This is a genomic window from Rhizobium sp. R711 (assembly GCF_002211365.1).
Classification (GTDB): Bacteria; Pseudomonadota; Alphaproteobacteria; order Rhizobiales; family Rhizobiaceae; genus Rhizobium.
In genome coordinates this window covers 46,815-63,089 of record NZ_LOKZ01000039.1, presented here as the reverse complement: position 1 = coordinate 63,089, position 16,275 = coordinate 46,815, and the positions used below count along the sequence as shown (strand labels likewise).

Below are 16,275 nucleotides of genomic sequence, written 5' to 3'. Positions count from 1 at the left end.
AGGCGCAAGAGTATTTTTAAAAGCGTTCGATTCGAAAATCGCGCAGCGGAATATCCGTTCTTCCCGTCGCCATGAGTTCGGCCATGACATCGCCAACGCCCGGACCAAGTTGGAAACCATGGCCGGAAAAGCCGAAGGCGTGAAACAGGCCGGCGGTTGTGAAGGAGGGCCCCATCACCGGGAGGCCATCTTCGACATAGCCCTCGCAACCCGACCATGTACGTATCACGGTAACCGCTTTCAGCGCCGGCAAAATCGGCAGCAACGAACGAAGCTGGCCCGGCAAGCGGGCAGGGTCTGCCTTGGCGTATCCGGTATCGAGCGAAACATCGGTGCGATCGGCGCCACCGCCGAAGACGATATTGCCCCTTTCCACCTGCCGCAGGTAACCGCCGCCGTGATCATGCGCCCAGACGCCGACGACCGGGAGAATGCGATGAGGGAGAGGTTCGGTCACTCCCATTTGCGGGCCTCTGGCAGTAATCGGAACCGTTTCTCCGAACAGGCCTGCGACACGAGCACCCCAGGCACCCGTTGCGTTCAGCAACATCGAGGCTTTGTGCAAGCCCTTCGATGTTTCGACCTGAAATCCGCAGTCACTTTTTCTGATAGTCCCGATGCCGACATTCTCGACGATGTCGGCCCCCAATTTTCGGGCGGCGTCCGCGAAGGCCGGTGCAATGAGACGCGGGTTGCCGCTTCCATCATTCGGGGAAAAGGAGGCGGCAATCGCGTCTGGGCCGAGGCCGGGAAAGCGCGACCGCACGTCCTTCGCGGTCAGCTCTTCCAGTTCCAGTCCCCACGGTCGGGCCTCCTTGACAAAGGATCGCATCGCCGCAAGTCCTTCCTGGCTGAAGACCAGCCGCAGGTGGCCGGTTGCGCGGAATTCCACATCGCGTCCGAGCATGGCCTCGGCCTGTCCCCACAGGGCAAGCGAGCGGTGAGCAAGCGGCAATTGTGGTATATATCGGCCGCTTCGCCTGATATTGCCGAAGGACGCCACTGTCGCGCCGCTTCCGACCCGATTGCGTTCGATAAGCGTCACGCGGATGCCGCGCCGGGCGAGAAAAAAGGCGGAGGCGGCTCCCATGAGCCCGCCGCCCAGCACGATAGCGTCCATCGAGGATCTCCATAGGCTGAAAACAATCTCCACCTTGTCCGAGCCCGCTTGGCGCTGTCAAAGTCGGGATCACACAGCGCCCATAAGCCCGGCCTATGGGTTTAGCCGATCGTCAGAGCATAAGTCCGGCTTATGACCTTTGGCATTTTCGCTCTTGGACCTCTCCGGCGCGTCCATGCCAGTTTCGTGACAGGCAAAGGAAAGGAACGGATATGGCGGACGCGAAAGGGCAAGTTCGAGGGGCTTCGCAGCAGGATTGGAAGATCGGTGTCGATATCGGCGGCACCTTCATCGATTTCTGCGCGCTGGAAAGCCGCTCCGGTCGCGTCGCTTCGTTGAAGGTGCTGACGACGCCCGATGATCCGGGCGCGGAATTGATGACCGGGCTTTCCTTGCTTGCCGAGCGCGAGGGATTGCAGCCGGAGGACATCAGTCGCTTCGTTCACGGCACCACGGTCGGTATCAACACCGTCATCCAGAGGCGCGGTGTTTCGCTTGCCCTCATGACGAATGCCGGTCTCGAGGATGTCATCGAATTGGCCCGGCTGAGAATGCCTGATGTCTACTCTCTCTTCTGCTCCCGGCCCGAGCAGCTCATCGCACGCGACATGATCTTCGGCATCCCCGCGCGGTTGCGGGCCGATGGCAGCGAAGCGCAGGCGCCGGACATGAACGCGGTTACGGCGGCCGTGGCGGCCGCAAAGGTCAAGGGCGCGGCCGGCATCATCATATCCTTTCTGCATTCCTGGCGCGACGACGCCCAGGAAACCGCCGTCAAGAGCGAAATCGAAAAGCTTGCACCTGATCTGTTCGTCTTCACGTCCTCGGAAGTGTGGCCGGTCATTCGCGAATATGAGCGGACGACGACGGCGATCCTCAACGGCTACGTCCATCCGAGGGTTTCGGGTTACCTGACGGCTCTCGAAGATAAGCTCGCATCGCGCGGAGTGATGGCGCCGGCTTTGCTGACGAAATCGAATGGCGGCGTGATGAACGCGGCGGAAGGAAAGCGTTCTTGTGTGCAGATGCTGCTGTCCGGCACGGCCTCGGGCGTGATCGGCGCCGCTTGGCTGGCGCGTCTCGCCGGTGAGAAACATGTCCTCACCCTCGACATCGGCGGCACCTCGGCAGACTTCGCGTTGATCATCGACGGCGAGCCACAATTCGGGACGGGCGAATTGATCGGCGAGTTTCCGCTTCATATTCCCTCGGTCTCCGTCAGTTCCATCGGCATCGGCGGCGGTTCCATTGCCAGCATCGACGCGCATGGCGTCTTGCGGGTTGGACCGGAATCGGCCGGCTCGACGCCTGGTCCTGCCTGTTATGGCCGGGGCGGCACGCAAGCGACCGTGACCGATGCCATGGCTGTCTGCGGCTGGCTGGGGCACAGCGAGATGGCCTACGGTCAGTTGCGCATCGATGTCGGGCTCGCACGCGCGGCCGTTTCAACGCTTGCCGAGCGTATCGGGCGTTCGGTTGAAGAGGTGTCCCAGGCCATTCTCGACATTGCGATCTCGGAGATGTTCGTCGAAGTGGAAAAGCTAGCGTCGCGGGCCGGCGTCGACTTGCGGGAGTTTACCCTCATGCCGTTCGGCGGCGGTGGCCCCATGCTGGGCGCGTTTCTCGCCCGTGAATTTCGCATGGCGAAGGCCATCGGGCCGCCGCGCCCGGGCGTTGTATCGGCTCTCGGCGGTCTGGTTGCAGATCTGCGCGGCGACTTCATCAAAACGATCTTCACGCATCTGTCGCCGGAAGCCCTGCCTTTGCTGCGCGGTTCTTCGGAGGCGTTGTCGGCCGAAGGGCGAAGCTGGCTCGTCAAGCAGGGACACGAAGGGCCTGCCGAACTGCGGATTTCCGCCGACATGCGCTATGTCGGCCAGAGCTTTGAAATCGAGGTTCCGCTGGAGGCGGCCTGGGTGGCGCAAGGCAATCTTGCCGCGATGGAAGAGGCTTTCCACGCCATGCACGCCCGCCTTTACGATTTTGCCGATCCGGCCGGCAGGATCGAAATCGTCAATCTTCGTCTGTCTGCCATCGGTGCCGGACCGGCACTGCAAACGACCGTCGGCCTCGACGAGATTGCCGGCATGGCCGAACCCGAGCTCGAAATACCGGTCTATACCGGCAAGGCGTTCGAATGGATCGGACTATACCGGCGAGACCAGCTGCGTCCAGGCGAGCGCTTCAGCGGCCCTGCCATCGTGGCCCAGGACGATACGACCTTTGCCATTCCGGTCGGCACGCAGGTGACGATCGACCGGCACCTGAACCTTCACCTCACCTTTTCGGAGTAACGGCCCATGTTCGACCGTTCGAACCTTCAAGTGTTTGCCAACCATACCAGGGCTGCCGCCGAAAACATGGCCTATACGCTGCAGCGGACGGCTCATTCGGCCTTCGTCAAGGAGACGGAGGATTTCACCGTCATGCTGATCAATCGCAAGGGGGAAACCTTCGGCGTTCCGATGGGTCTCGGCGCGACATGGTATCCTGGGCTCACCTATACCCGGGCCATCGAAATGATCGAGAACTACAAGCCGGGCGACGTTGCCTTCACCAACGATCCCTATTCCTGCTTCGTGGCCACACATGCACCGGACACGCATCTCTGGAGGCCGGTTTTTTACGAGGGCGAGATCATCGCCTGGACCGGCGGGCATATCCATAACACCGACATGGGCGGTGCTGTGCCGGCTTCCCTTTCGCGCGCGCTGACGGAGATCCATCAGGAAGGCATTCGATTTCCGCCGATGAAGCTGGTCAATGAAGGTGTCTTCGACGAAGACATCCTCAAAATCATGACCACGAATGTGCGCAAACCAGACCTCAACATCGGTGACATCAAGGCGCTGGTCGGCGCGCTCAACACCGGCGAGCGCAAGATCCTGGCCATGGTCGAAAAATTCGGCAAGCAGGCATTTCTCGAAGGCGCCGACTTGCTTCTGGATCACGCCGAAGCGCAGGCGCGCGATCTTCTACGGGTCATGCCTGATGGCACGTGGGAATTCGTCGATTATGCGGATGAGGATTCCGTCGAGGCCAATCCATGCCGCCTGAAGCTGACGCTGACGATCAGGGGCGATGAGGCGATCCTCGATTTTACCGGCTCCGATCCGCAGCTTGGCTCGTCGCTCAACGTTCCCTCGGGCGGCGATCCGCGCCACACCATGTTGCTAGTCGGCGTCTATTATATTCTCTATACGCTGAACCCCAAGATCCTGCTCAACACCGGGCTGACCCGCCCCTTTACCTGCGTTGCACCCCAGGGGAGCGTTCTCAATCCGGTATCGCCGGCGGCTGTCGGTATGCGTTCGCTCACCTGCGCGCGCTTGCGGTCCGTGATCTTCGGCGCCTTCTGCCAGGCGGTTCCCGAATTGCTGCCCGCCGCGCCGGCCGGCAACAATTGCATCGTCAACGTCATGACCACGGACGAGCGCACGGGCCGCAGCGTAATCGCCGCCGTCAACCCGGTGGTCGGCGGCGGCGGCGGCATGCCGCATCGTGACGGCACCAACGGTTCGGGTGCCGATGCTGCCTATCTGAAGAATACGCCGATCGAAATCACGGAAACCGAAGTGCCGATCGAATTCGTCAAATACGGGCTTGCCAGGGACAGCGGCGGCGCCGGCCGCTGGCGCGGCGGTCTGGCGACCGAAATGGCGTTCCGCGTGTTCGCGCCCGGGAGCCGTATCACCGCCCGCAACCGCGACCGCAGCTTCTTCCGTCCCTGGGGGTTGCTCGGCGGCAAGGCTGCAGGGCTCTCCGACATGGTGCTGAATCCCGGGCGCGAGGACTATCGCCGCCTCGGCAACATCGACACCGCCGTCCTGCAGCCGGGTGATGTGCTCGAGATTCGTTCGGCCGGAGGCGGCGGTCGCGGAAATCCGCTTGAGCGCGAGGCCTGGCGCGTGCTGCAGGATGTGGAGCGCGGCTATGTTTCCGTGGAAGTGGCCGAGCGCGATTATGGTGTAGTCATTCGCAACGGCAAGGTGGACGAAGCCGAAACATCCCGTCTCAGGGCATCGCGCACGAGTCCAGCGACTCACTTTCACTACGGTGACGAGCGTGAAGGCTACGAGGCGCAATGGACACCCGCTGCCTATGACCTGCTCACGGATATTCTTGCCTGTCTTCCGATCCATTGGCGCTTCTTCACCAAGACGGAGATTTTCCGCCGAATGAAGGGACGTGCGGGACATGAGGGCGTTGCCGCAGCTTTTGCCGATGTCCGCGCACGGTTCCCGGAAATGCCGGAGGTTCGTCTTCAAATCAAAGAGCTGGAGGTGGCCGAATGAGTAAGGGGCCGCGTCCGGCTGGAGAAACGGGGCGCATCGTCCGTCTCGCCGAACAGGATCGGCCATCCGTCCGCTTCCTGCTCGACGGCATCGAACGCAAAGCCTTGGCCGGTGACACGGTGCTGACGGCCATGCTGACATTCTCGCAGGTTCTTCGGCAATCCGAATTCGGGCCGGAAGGGAGGGCCGGCTTCTGCCTGATGGGCGCCTGCCAGGACTGCTGGGTCTGGCAGCAGGATGGAACCCGCCTACGCGCCTGTTCGACCCTCGTTGCCAGCGGCATGTCCCTGATGACCCAGGCGCCGGGAGATTGGCCATGACGGTGGCGAATGACCGGAAGGCAATAGTGATTGTCGGTGCCGGTCCGGCGGGCATCCGCGCAGCCGAGCTTCTGGTGGCAGCCGGTATCCGGCCCGTCGTCATCGACGAGGGGATGAGTGCGGGCGGCCAGATATATCGTCGCCCCCCGGAGAGGTTTACGCGTTCGGCCGAGCAACTCTATGGATCGGAGGCCGGCAAAGCCCTTGCCCTTCATTCCCTCTTCGATCGTATGGTCGCTCGCGGCCAGGTCGAATACCATCCTCAAAGTTCAGCGATGGCGCTCGCGGACAATAGGCTGCAGGTGCTGACATCAGCCGGCCGCCGGGAATTCGCCTATAACAGGCTGATACTGGCGACCGGCGCGACCGACCGGCTGGTGCCGGTACCTGGCTGGCAAGCGCCTGGCGTCTACAGTCTCGGGGCCGCGCAGATCGCCCTGAAGGCGCAGGGCCTCGCCTTGGGGCGAAGGATCGTTCTCGCGGGTTCCGGCCCCCTGCTGACCCTCGTTGCGGCCCAGCTTCTGAAGGCCGGAGCGAATGTTGCGGCCGTTCTCGACACCTCTTCTGTTCGAAACCAGATCTTTGCGCTTCCGGACATGCTGGCAAGGCCGGCTGTGGTCCTACGGGGCCTTGCGATGCGACTGAAACTCGGCCTGATATATCGCGCAGGCGTGACGCTGACCGATATCGTCAGTGACGAGACCGGAGCGACGGCAGTTCGCTGGCGGGATGCCGGCGGGCGCGACCATCATACCGAATGCGATATGGTCGGCATCGGCTGGCACCTGAGAGCCGAAACGCACCTTGCCGGTCTGGCTCGGTGCAGGTTCGATTACGATCCGGGCTGGGCCCAGTGGCTGCCGCAGGCGGATCGAATGGGCCGAGCTGCCGATGGCGTATATCTTGCCGGCGACGCCCTGCGGATCCTTGGCGCCGATGGCGCGGAAGTTGCGGGGCGGCTTGCCGCGAGTGCCTGCCTTGCCGATATGGGATTGCCCTATCCCGATCCGGCACGGGATCTCCGGCGGCTTGCGCGCTACGAACGCTTTGCTCGCGCCATCGCCCGCGCCTTTCACTGGCCTGCCGACATGGTCCGATCCGTTCCCGATAAAACGATAGTCTGCCGCTGCGAGGGCATCAGCGCCGGCGATCTGCGCGACAGCGTCGACTATGCCGGAGGTGAGGCAAACCGGGTGAAGTCATTGGTGCGCGTGGGAATGGGACGATGTCAGGGACGGTTTTGTCAGCTCGCCGGCGCCGAATTGATTGCGGAGCGTGCGGGAATCCCCGTCTGCGAGGTCGGTCGCTTGCGTGAGCAGGCGCCTGTTCGTCCGCTGCCGATCGGATCCTGGGTAAACGAGACCTGACCAAGTTCGTTTCGGCTATGCCGACGCGATTTTACTCCGGCGCGGCTTCTCCATCCTTCAGCACGCCGGCACAGGCCTGGCGCAAATAGTCGCGCATCGCAAGGTGGCTGCCCGTCAAGGGGCGGTCCCGGCTGGTCAGCAGCGCGATCGGAACTGTCTTTCGTGGCAACAGCGGCCGGCGCACGAGGCCGGGAAACTGCTCCCACGGCAGCAGACCATCCACGATCGCGACACCAAAGCCATTGCGGACAAAAGGCAGGGCGGTAATGGAGATATCGATCTCGATCGCGGGATTGAACGCCTGATTTTCCGAATTTGCGGCATTGGCAAGCAGCTGGCCGGGGAAAGTATCCGCACGGTAGGAAATCAGCGTCTCGTCCTGAAGATCGGCGAATGCGATGTTCTCTCGCGCCGCAAGATGATGTCCCTCCGGCACGATGCAGGTGAGTTCGGCATATCCGAGCGTTTCGACATCGATGCCGGGCCGCGCGATGTTGTTCATGACGATACCGAGTGGAGCATCGCCATTGCGGATCATGTCCACCACGTTGATCAGCGGTGCGATCAGCGAGCGGACGACGATATCCGGATAGGTCGTTCTGAAGGCGAGAAGCGCCTTGGGTACGATCGACATGGCTGGCGGTGTCGTGGCAGCGATCCTGATCAGTCCAGTCCGCCCGAAGCGCATGTCGGTCGTGCGACGCCTAAGCGCTCCGAGTTCGGAAAAGATGCGCTCGGCTTCCGGATACAGTTCTTCAGCCTCCCTTGTCGGGACCAGCTTGCCGCGCACGCGATTGAAGAGTTTGAACCCCAGCTGGTCTTCGGCATGCAGCAATATCTGGCTCAGCGCCGGCTGCGTGATGTTGAGCATGGCCGCAGCGCCGGTCACCGTTCCGGATCGCATCAGCATGCAGAAGACTTCGAGCTGACGGGCCTGCATCAGGAAAATCCATTTGGTCTGGTTCGGTTGCCGGCGAAGTCTGGCACGCATGGCCCCTTTCAGAAGTCAGCCACCTTGCCCCATGCGGATTGCAGGAAGCGGTCGGGGTGATAGGGTTTCGGGTCGACTATCGGCGTGGCAGCGGTGACGATATCGGCGATCAGGTGGCCGGCACCCGGTCCGATGCCGAAGCCGTGACCGCTGAAACCGGCCGCCAGCACGAAGCCCGGTATGGATGCGATCTCGCCGATGCCGGGCACGCCGTCAGGGGTCGAATCGATGTAGCCGGCCCAACTTGCGGTGATGCGGCGGTTTGCGATGGCAGGCAGCAATTCGCGCGCACGGTCATAGGTAAGCTGGATCGTGCCTCTATCGACGGCCGGATCGAGGATGCGCATCCGCTCCATCGGCGTCGGCTGGTCCAGGCGCCAGCGTGACAGGTTTTCATGGCCGCTGCGAAGGCCCTCGAAGCCGCCCACGGACAGAGCGCGCCAGCGGCGAATGAACATCGGCAGAAACTGTGCCCCGAACCGCATGTTCTGTGGCGTGGGATCGACGCGGCCACGGCCGCTGATGGCGAGCGTATGACCGCCGTCGCCTCTACGCGTCACCGAAACACAGGCAGTATGAAGAGCATCCGGGAGTTCGCCGTGGCCATCGCTCACCGAAAGGATCGACGAGCGAATCGACGCCTGCGGGAAGCGGATACCGAGCTGGCGGCAGAAGGACGAGGCCCAGGCGCCGCCGGACAGGATGGCAATCCTCGTCCTGATCGTGCCTTCCTCGGTCACGACGGCGGAGAGCTTCCCGCCTTCGGTTTCTATGCCGCGCGCCGCGCAATTCTGGCGCAGACAGCCCCCCAGTTTCATCAGGGCGCGAGCGACCGCCGGTGCAGCGTTGGCCGGATCGGCAATGCCATCGGTCGGAGAAAAGACGCCGCCCTTCCAGATGCGAGCAGTCGCCTTGCCGCGCTCGCTGGCTTGAACGCTATCGAGCATATGCGTGGTCACACCGACGCCGCGGGCAAAATCGCGCCAGCGGGCCCATCCTGCAAGCTCTTCCTCGCTATTGCTCAGATAGAAGAGGCCGCAGCGGCGAAAGCCGGTGTCCTCTCCCGTTTCTGCGGCGAATTGGTCCCAGAGCTCGAGGCTCTTCGTTGCCATCGGCAGCTCGCGGGCGTCCCGGTTCTGTTGCCTGCACCAACCCCAGTTGCGGCTGGACTGCTCGGCGCCGACGTGACCCTTTTCGAGGAGAACGACTTTGAGACCCCGCTTTGCCAGATAATAGGCGGTAAAAACGCCGACAATCCCAGCCCCGATGACGACGACATCGGCGGACGTCGGCAATTCGGGAGAGTTTTCGACAAGGGCAAGCGGTGCGGGCATGGATGCGGGTCTCCTATCGAGCCGACAGCATAGCGAAATGATCAGACATGAAGCTGCCGCACAACCGCGCCATGCAGCATAAGATTCTGCTCATGGGGAACCAAGCGGCTGATTGTGCCGGTTCGATTCCTGCAGAATGAAATAGACAAGATGGACCATGGTGTTATGCTCGATCTTTGAGAGTTCGCAGCATAAAATGCCGCCTTAAATGGGAGAGATCTGCCGATGAAGCTCGACCGTATCGACATCAAGATCCTGTACGAACTTCAGAAGAACGGCCGCATCACCAATGTCGAATTGGCGGAACTGGTCAACCTGTCGCCGAGCCCCTGTCTGATGCGGGTCAAGAAACTGCAGCAGGAGGGCTATATCGAGGGATATTCGGCCCAGATCAGTATCGGTAAGCTAGGTCAGACGCTGACAGTCTTTACGGAAGTCACGCTCAAGAACCATCGGCAGATCGACTTCGCCCGTTTTCTTTCGGCAGTCGAAAAGGTCGATCAGGTCATCGAATGCCACCTCGTTTCGGGTGGCTACGACTATATGCTGAAGTTCGTGACGGCTGGGATCGGAGAATATCAGACGATCATGGAGCGCCTGACCGACCTGGATATCGGCATCGACAAGTATTTCAGCTTCGTGGTGCTCAAGTCTCCGATCGTCAAGGCGCACATGCCGTTGACGAGCCTGTTTCCCATGTAGCATCCAATGTTATTTCCGGGCTGTCCGGCTAGCCGTGGCCATACTCGCGCTTGAGTTCGGGGTCCTGAACGAGATTGTCGAGCCAAGTCGGATCCAGCTTGGGAACGGACCCGAACAGCAGCTGGGAATAGGGGTGGCGGGGCGCATTTGCGGCTTCGCGTGTGATCTGTTCAACTTTCTTGCCGCCATACATTACGACGATCTTGTCGCAAATCGCTTCGACCACCGACAGATCGTGGCTGATGAAGATGTAGGACAGATGCAGCTCCCGCTGCAGTTCCTTAAGCAGGTCGATAATCGCTGCCGCAACCACCGTATCGAGCGCGGATGTGATCTCATCGCAAATGATCAACCGTGGCTCTGCCGCAAGCGCACGCGCAAAATTCACGCGCTGCTTCTGTCCGCCTGACAATTCCGACGGATAGCGATAGCGAAGTGCACGCGGCAATCGCACCATGTCGAGCAATTCGTCGACCCTGGCCGCCCGAGCCCTGCGGTCCATCCCGTGATAGAAGGCCAGGGGCCGCTCGAGAATATCGGCGATAGACTTTGCCGGATTGAGTGCGGTGTCGGCATATTGAAAGACGATCTGCATTTCCCGCAACTGATCGCGCGAGCGCAATTTCGCGGCGAGATTCATGTCGCTGCCATTGAAGCCGATAGTGCCTGATACGGCCGGCAATATGCCGGCGATTGCGCGCGCCAGCGTCGACTTTCCGCATCCGGATTCACCGATAATGCCAAGATTTTTGCCTTTCTCGACTTCGAGGCTTACGGATTGAACCGCACAGACCGCCGGCAGGCCGTTGGGCTGCATATCGCCATAGCCCGCCACCAGGTTGTCAATCCTGAGCACGGATGCAGTCGCCCCGCTTGTTTTGCTGTCGTGAGCAGACTGCTTCGGCTCGAAGGCTGCCAGCAGCTCGCGCGTATAGGGATGGCTCGGCCGTCTCAGGATCGGCTCCGTCTCCGCGATTTCCTGGATTTCGCCGCCCTTGAGCACGGCAATGCGATCGGCGATCTGGGCGACGACCGCCAGATCGTGTGAAACATACACGCCGGCAATGTCGCCGGCACGGATGACGGACTTGAACGCCTTCAGCACATCGATCTGCGTCGTCACATCGAGTGCGGTCGTCGGTTCGTCAAAAATGACAAGCTTGGGGTCGCCGATCAGAGCCATGGCTGCGGCCAACCGCTGCAGCTGGCCTCCCGAGACCTGATGCGGATATCGTTCGCCGATTGTTTCGGGGTTCGGCAGCGACAGCGCCCGGAAGAGCTCGATCGCGCGCTGGCGAGCCTCTTCAGGCGGCATCAGCCGATGAATGCGGGTGACCTCGATCACCTGCTCCATGATCCTCGTTGCCGGGTTGAAGGCGGCCGCTGCACTTTGCGGAATATAGGCGATGGTAGTGCCGCGGACCTTCGAGCGTTCGCTTTCGGAAAGGGCGGCCATGTCCTGCCCATCGACTTGGATCTCCCCGCCGGAGATGCGACAGCCCTCGCGCGCATGCCCCATGAGGGTTAGCGCGATCGTCGTCTTGCCCGAGCCGCTTTCGCCGATGAGCGCGACAATCTCGCCTTTGGCGATATTGAAACTGACGCCCTTGATGATCTCGACGACGCGACCGGAATCGGTCGTCGCCTCGACCTTCAGATTCTTGATTTCAACGAGATTGGCCATCGTCATGCGCTCCTGTCTCTGATCCTGCGCGGCAGATTATCGATCAGCAGGTTGACACTGATGGTGAGGCTGGCAATGGCAAAGGAGGGCACGATCACGGCCGGTGCTGCGAAGGGCAGTCCGCCGATATTTTCGCGGACCAGGGCTCCCCAGTCGGCATAGGGCGGCTGCAGGCCGAGGCCAAGGAAGGACAGTCCGGACAAGAGGAGAACGACGAAGACGAAGCGAAGGCCGAAATCTGCCAGAACGGGACGGATAATGTTCGGCAGGATTTCCGAACCGATAATGTAGCCGACCCGCTCGCCGCGGGTGCGGGCAACCGTGATGAAATCCATCGTGTTGATATTGACCGCGAGCGCGCGGGCAAAGCGATAGGCGCCGGGCGTATAGATGACGGCGAGCGTGATGATCAGCACCGGAATGGACGAGCCGACGGCGGCAACGACGACCAGGCCGAAAAGCTTGCTTGGAATGGAGTTCAAAGCATCGAGAAACCGGCTCAGGATCGTGTCGAACCATCCGCCGACAACAGCGGCTGTCATGCCGAGCGTCACGCCGCAAAAGCAGCACAGCGCGACCGCAGCCAATGAAATGCCGACCGTATAGCGCGCGCCCATCAAAACGCGCGAGAACATATCACGGCCGAGATAGTCCGAGCCGAGCCATAATTGCCGGCTTATAGGGCCGAAATAGTCGGTATCGACGATATCGCCGACGGAATAGGGGAGCATGTAGGGTGCGAACAAAGCGACGATCGTCCAGCCAAGGATTATCGCAAAGGCCACGACGCCAACAAGGCTGACATTATAGCCGAGAAGGGAAGGGGTGCGGGAAGCCAAGCTGTTCATCGTCATCGCAGCCTCGGATTTGACAGGATTGCGACGATATCGGCCATGGTGATCAGCACGAGATAACCGAGGCAGAAGATCATCGCGCAGCTCTGGATGAGCGGGAGATCGCGGGTCGCGACGGCATCCACCATCAATTTGGCGATACCCGGATAGTTGAAGATGGTCTCGACGATGATCACGCCGCCGACGAGATAGGAGAGCGACAGTGCGACCGCGTTGACGATCGGCCCCAGCGCATTGGGCAATGCATGCCTGAAGACCATGCGGCCGCGCGAGGCGCCCTTGAGCAGGGCCATTTCCACATAGGGCGTCTTCAGCGTCTCGATCAGAGCCGCCCTGGTCATGCGGATCATCTGGGCTGAGATGACGAAGGTGAGCGTGATGACGGGCATGGCGTAGATCTTCAGAAGATCGAAGACCGTATGCACCTGGCTGATGGAGGACAGTGCCGGCAGCCAGCGCAGATAGACGGCGAACAGCAGCACTGCAAGCGTTGCGACCATGAATTCGGGGACCGATATGACGCCGATGGAAATGATCGTGACAATCCGATCGTAATAGGAGCCGCGAAGCATGGCCGAAGTAATGCCAAGCAGGAGTGCAAGCGGGACCGAGACGAACGTCGTGATGGCGGCAAGCTCCAGCGTCGCAACCAGACGGCGGCCGATCAGCTCCGCAACGGGCATATTGTTTGCGTAGGACGTGCCGAGATCGCCCTTCATCAGGCCGAGAAGCCATTCCAGGAACCGGAGGATCGCCGGCTCGTCGAGATGCATTGCCTTGCGCAGGCCGGCAACCGCTTCTGGCGTCGCTGCCTGGCCAAGCAGGATGGACGCCGTGTCTCCCGGCAGCATGCTGGTTGCGAAGAAGACGGCGAATGACACGATCAGCAAGGTGATGAGCGCGATGAAGAGCCTGTTTAGGATAAGATTGGAGACCTCGGATCTCAAAGGCAATGCTCCTGCGGCGATCTACGAAACGAACGGCGTTCGCGAGACGGAGGTCCCCGGGCTACTTTGCGCCGCCCGGGGAGGTTCAGCGGCCGCTAGGCATCGAGCCACAGATACTCCGCCATTGCATAACCCATCATGCCACCGAGCGGGTTGGCTTCCAATCCGTGCACCTTGCCCGAAAGTGCATCCACATTCGAGATGTAAGCCGGGATGATGGTGCCGGCTTCTTCAGCGATCATTACCTGCATTTCGGCGTAGATCTGCTTGCGTTTGGCCTGATCCAGCAAGCCGCGCGCTTCGATCAGCATCTTGTCGAACTTTTCCGACTTGTACTGGCTTTCGTTCCACGGTGCATTCGAAGCGTAGAGAAGTGAAAACAGGATGTCCGGCGTCGGGCGCGGATTGATGTTGCCGAAATGGATCGGTGCCTTCAGCCAGTAATTATCCCAATAACCATCGGAAGGGACGCGTTGGACATCGAGCTTCATGCCGATGTTTGCGCCGGCCGCCTGGATGATCATCGCCATGTCGATCGACGAAGTTGCAGCGTCCGAGGCTATCACCGGAATGGACTGTCCGAGCACGCCGGCCTTCTGGAAATGGAACTTCGCCTTATCCGGATCGAAGGCCTTCGGCTTCAGATCGTTGTTGTGATAGATATTGGCGGGGGAAACGGGCTGATCATTGGCAACTTCGCCAAGGCCGCGCAGGGCCGACTTGACGATTTGCTCGCGATTGACCAGCAACTTCATGCCATCGATGAAGTCCTTCTTGTTGCCCGGCGTCATGTCGAGGCGCATGTTCAGGTTGGTATAATTGCCGCTCGTCGTTTTCGACAGCGTAAAGCCCGACTGCCCGTCGATCAGCTTCATGGCGCGCGGATTGATCGAAGCGGCGTAGTGAATGTCGCCCGACAACAGCGCATTGACGCGGGCATTGTCATCACTGATCGCAAAGAATTCGAACGAGTCGAGATAGGGCTGGCCGGACTTCCAGTAGTTCTTGTTCTTCACCACGACCGAGCGATTGCCCGGATCGAAGGTTTCGAGAACGAAGGCTCCGGTACCATTGCCCTTCGAGAAGTCGGTCGTGCCGTTGGCGACGATCATGAAGTGATGCAGGGCGAGAATGGTCGGCAGGTCGGCATTCGGATCGGCCAGGGTGATTTCGACCGTCGACTTGTCGACAGCCTTGAAGCCGGTCATCTGCGCAGCGATCTTGGCGACTTTCGAGCCGACACTGGGATCGAGATGGCGTTTGAGCGAGAAGACGACATCATCGGCCATCAGCTCCTTGCCGTCATGGAATGTCACGCCCTTGCGCAGCTTGACCGTCCAGGTCTTGGCGTCCTTGCTTTCGAAGCTTTCGGCGAGTTCCATCTGCGTCACGCCGGCCTTGTCGATGAAGGTCAGGCGATTATAGAGCGAACAGCAGCGTACATAGTCCGTCGACAGCGACGCCTTGGCAGGGTCGAGCGTATCGGCGGTCGAGGACGACCAGCCGGCTGCTTTCAGATTGCCGCCGGATTTGGGAGTGGCCGCGACGGCATTCGATGGCCGGCCGAGCACCAGGCCGCCCGCCGACATGGCAACACCGCCTGCCAGAAGCATGGTGAGAAGTTCGCGGCGGGTGGCGCCTCGACGAATGGCGTTCTCGACCATCGCGTCATCCGAGGCAGTCCAGTTCATGATCTTGTCGTTCATGTCATTCCCCTTTTTTCTGGTTGGCAATCTGCTTTTTATTGCATGCGACGATGATGACGGCTGGTCAGGCCGCCTCCAGCGCGCTCACGGCTTCGGCAAGCTCGGCCATGGATTTGAAGTGGTAGTCTGGCGTGGTGAATTCGGCCGGTTCGATCGTGCCGCCATAACCGGCCTGCGCGTGACGGCGCTGGATCCAGCAATTCGTCATCCCCAATTGCCGGGATACCCCGATATCGTGGTACTGGCTCTGCGCTACGTGGAGAATATCGTCCTTGCTGGCATTCTCGCCGGCGACGAAGTCGAAGACCTTGTGAAAGAAGGCCGGATCGGGCTTCTCGGTGCCGGTGTCGTCGGCGGTGAAGGCAGCATGAAACGGATGTCCCAGTTCCGCCGAGAAATGTTCGAAGGCCCAGCGGCGGGCGTTCGTCATGGCGATCAGTCGATATTTGCGGGCCAGCTGCGCCAGGGCTTCGGCGCTATCGGGAAAGGCTTTACATAGTCTGGCGGAATCGCGCAGGCGCCGACCATAGGCCTCTTCGGTCGGTAAACCGAGTTTTGGGGCGATGGCGAGATAGACACGTACGAGATCGTCGGGAAACAGATCCGCATCATCGGCGTAGCGCGCGGCTCGATAGAGCGCCAGCGCCTCCTCGCCGTCGATCGTCACCTTCGCTTCAGCTGCAATTTCGTTGAGGCAGGTTTTGAGGCCGCCTTCAAAGTCGATCAGAGTTCCGACAACGTCGAAGCTCATATATTTGAATTCTGCCAACGACTTAGTCATATCTGCCCCAGTCTGCTTGCTGGCGGCGCCGGGCGGCCGCCTTGCGGAAGATTATGCTGTTCCCAGGTCCACTTGTTTTCTTACCGCTCCCGAATTTGCCGGGATGGACCTTCATTAAGGATAAGTTTGGCACTTCGACCGCGCCGTTTGCGCCGAATCGGACTAGCGATGCGG

General features: G+C 60.9%; 13 protein-coding genes. 5 read left to right on the top strand and 8 right to left on the bottom strand.

Features of this window, described 5'->3' with window-relative positions:
- Window positions 1-16: 16 nt before the first annotated feature.
- Window positions 17-1,120 carry an FAD-binding oxidoreductase gene (locus ATY80_RS27620; protein ID WP_088695473.1) on the bottom strand — a complete coding sequence of 368 codons (1,104 nt, stop codon included), beginning with the start codon at window positions 1,118-1,120 and terminating at the stop codon, window positions 17-19.
- Between the two features lie 212 nt (window positions 1,121-1,332).
- Here ATY80_RS27620 and ATY80_RS27615 point away from each other — a divergent pair, with 212 nt between their 5' ends.
- From ATY80_RS27615 to ATY80_RS27600, 4 genes are read left to right on the top strand one after another with little or no spacing between them, the layout of a single operon-like run.
- Window positions 1,333-3,414 (top strand): hydantoinase/oxoprolinase family protein, encoded by a 2,082-nt coding sequence (locus ATY80_RS27615; RefSeq protein ID WP_088695472.1) that lies wholly within the window; start codon window positions 1,333-1,335, stop codon window positions 3,412-3,414.
- A 6-nt stretch (window positions 3,415-3,420) separates the two neighbouring features.
- On the top strand, window positions 3,421-5,415 hold the full coding sequence (locus ATY80_RS27610; protein ID WP_088695471.1) for a hydantoinase B/oxoprolinase family protein: 1,995 nt from the start codon (window positions 3,421-3,423) through the stop codon (window positions 5,413-5,415).
- Window positions 5,412-5,735, top strand: coding sequence for a (2Fe-2S)-binding protein (locus ATY80_RS27605; protein ID WP_088695470.1), 324 nt, complete (start codon window positions 5,412-5,414; stop codon window positions 5,733-5,735). The genes ATY80_RS27610 and ATY80_RS27605 overlap by 4 nt, the downstream gene beginning before the upstream one ends.
- Window positions 5,732-7,102 (top strand): FAD/NAD(P)-binding oxidoreductase, encoded by a 1,371-nt coding sequence (locus ATY80_RS27600; RefSeq protein WP_088695469.1) that lies wholly within the window; start codon window positions 5,732-5,734, stop codon window positions 7,100-7,102. Before ATY80_RS27605 ends, ATY80_RS27600 begins: the two co-directional genes overlap by 4 nt.
- Window positions 7,103-7,133: 31 nt before the next feature.
- Here ATY80_RS27600 and ATY80_RS27595 read toward each other — a convergent pair whose 3' ends face one another.
- Window positions 7,134-8,042, bottom strand: coding sequence for a LysR family transcriptional regulator (locus tag ATY80_RS27595; RefSeq protein ID WP_088695614.1), 909 nt, complete (start codon window positions 8,040-8,042; stop codon window positions 7,134-7,136).
- Between the two features lie 59 nt (window positions 8,043-8,101).
- Window positions 8,102-9,427 (bottom strand): FAD-binding oxidoreductase, encoded by a 1,326-nt coding sequence (locus ATY80_RS27590; RefSeq protein ID WP_088695468.1) that lies wholly within the window; start codon window positions 9,425-9,427, stop codon window positions 8,102-8,104.
- A gap of 225 nt (window positions 9,428-9,652) precedes the next feature.
- Here ATY80_RS27590 and ATY80_RS27585 point away from each other — a divergent pair, with 225 nt between their 5' ends.
- Window positions 9,653-10,129, top strand: a complete 477-nt coding sequence (locus ATY80_RS27585; protein ID WP_088695467.1) for an Lrp/AsnC family transcriptional regulator — start codon at window positions 9,653-9,655, stop codon at window positions 10,127-10,129.
- A gap of 28 nt (window positions 10,130-10,157) precedes the next feature.
- Here ATY80_RS27585 and ATY80_RS27580 read toward each other — a convergent pair whose 3' ends face one another.
- The 5 genes from ATY80_RS27580 to ATY80_RS27560 all read right to left on the bottom strand — a co-directional run bounded on the left by ATY80_RS27580 (window position 10,158) and on the right by ATY80_RS27560 (window position 16,101).
- Window positions 10,158-11,813, bottom strand: coding sequence for an ABC transporter ATP-binding protein (locus tag ATY80_RS27580; RefSeq protein WP_088695466.1), 1,656 nt, complete (start codon window positions 11,811-11,813; stop codon window positions 10,158-10,160).
- 2 nt (window positions 11,814-11,815) lie between these two features.
- The gene (locus ATY80_RS27575; RefSeq protein WP_088695465.1) at window positions 11,816-12,667 is read right to left on the bottom strand and encodes an ABC transporter permease; all 852 of its coding nucleotides are present in this window, start codon (window positions 12,665-12,667) and stop codon (window positions 11,816-11,818) included.
- Window positions 12,664-13,614, bottom strand: coding sequence for an ABC transporter permease (locus ATY80_RS27570; protein ID WP_088695464.1), 951 nt, complete (start codon window positions 13,612-13,614; stop codon window positions 12,664-12,666). Before ATY80_RS27570 ends, ATY80_RS27575 begins: the two co-directional genes overlap by 4 nt.
- A gap of 95 nt (window positions 13,615-13,709) precedes the next feature.
- Window positions 13,710-15,320 carry an ABC transporter substrate-binding protein gene (locus tag ATY80_RS27565; protein WP_088695463.1) on the bottom strand — a complete coding sequence of 537 codons (1,611 nt, stop codon included), beginning with the start codon at window positions 15,318-15,320 and terminating at the stop codon, window positions 13,710-13,712.
- A 64-nt stretch (window positions 15,321-15,384) separates the two neighbouring features.
- Window positions 15,385-16,101 (bottom strand): HAD-IA family hydrolase, encoded by a 717-nt coding sequence (locus ATY80_RS27560; RefSeq protein WP_088695462.1) that lies wholly within the window; start codon window positions 16,099-16,101, stop codon window positions 15,385-15,387.
- Window positions 16,102-16,275 lie beyond the last annotated feature (174 nt).

Coding starts and splice junctions, on each gene's coding strand:
- ATY80_RS27610 (WP_088695471.1), top strand. CDS start 3,421: ATGTTCGACCGTTCGAACCTTCAAGTGTTTGCCAACCATACCAGGGCT.
- ATY80_RS27620 (WP_088695473.1), bottom strand. CDS start 1,120: ATGGACGCTATCGTGCTGGGCGGCGGGCTCATGGGAGCCGCCTCCGCC.
- ATY80_RS27585 (WP_088695467.1), top strand. CDS start 9,653: ATGAAGCTCGACCGTATCGACATCAAGATCCTGTACGAACTTCAGAAG.
- ATY80_RS27565 (WP_088695463.1), bottom strand. CDS start 15,320: ATGAACGACAAGATCATGAACTGGACTGCCTCGGATGACGCGATGGTC.
- ATY80_RS27605 (WP_088695470.1), top strand. CDS start 5,412: ATGAGTAAGGGGCCGCGTCCGGCTGGAGAAACGGGGCGCATCGTCCGT.
- ATY80_RS27580 (WP_088695466.1), bottom strand. CDS start 11,813: ATGGCCAATCTCGTTGAAATCAAGAATCTGAAGGTCGAGGCGACGACC.
- ATY80_RS27575 (WP_088695465.1), bottom strand. CDS start 12,667: ATGACGATGAACAGCTTGGCTTCCCGCACCCCTTCCCTTCTCGGCTAT.
- ATY80_RS27595 (WP_088695614.1), bottom strand. CDS start 8,042: ATGCAGGCCCGTCAGCTCGAAGTCTTCTGCATGCTGATGCGATCCGGA.
- ATY80_RS27560 (WP_088695462.1), bottom strand. CDS start 16,101: ATGACTAAGTCGTTGGCAGAATTCAAATATATGAGCTTCGACGTTGTC.
- ATY80_RS27615 (WP_088695472.1), top strand. CDS start 1,333: ATGGCGGACGCGAAAGGGCAAGTTCGAGGGGCTTCGCAGCAGGATTGG.
- ATY80_RS27590 (WP_088695468.1), bottom strand. CDS start 9,427: ATGCCCGCACCGCTTGCCCTTGTCGAAAACTCTCCCGAATTGCCGACG.
- ATY80_RS27600 (WP_088695469.1), top strand. CDS start 5,732: ATGACGGTGGCGAATGACCGGAAGGCAATAGTGATTGTCGGTGCCGGT.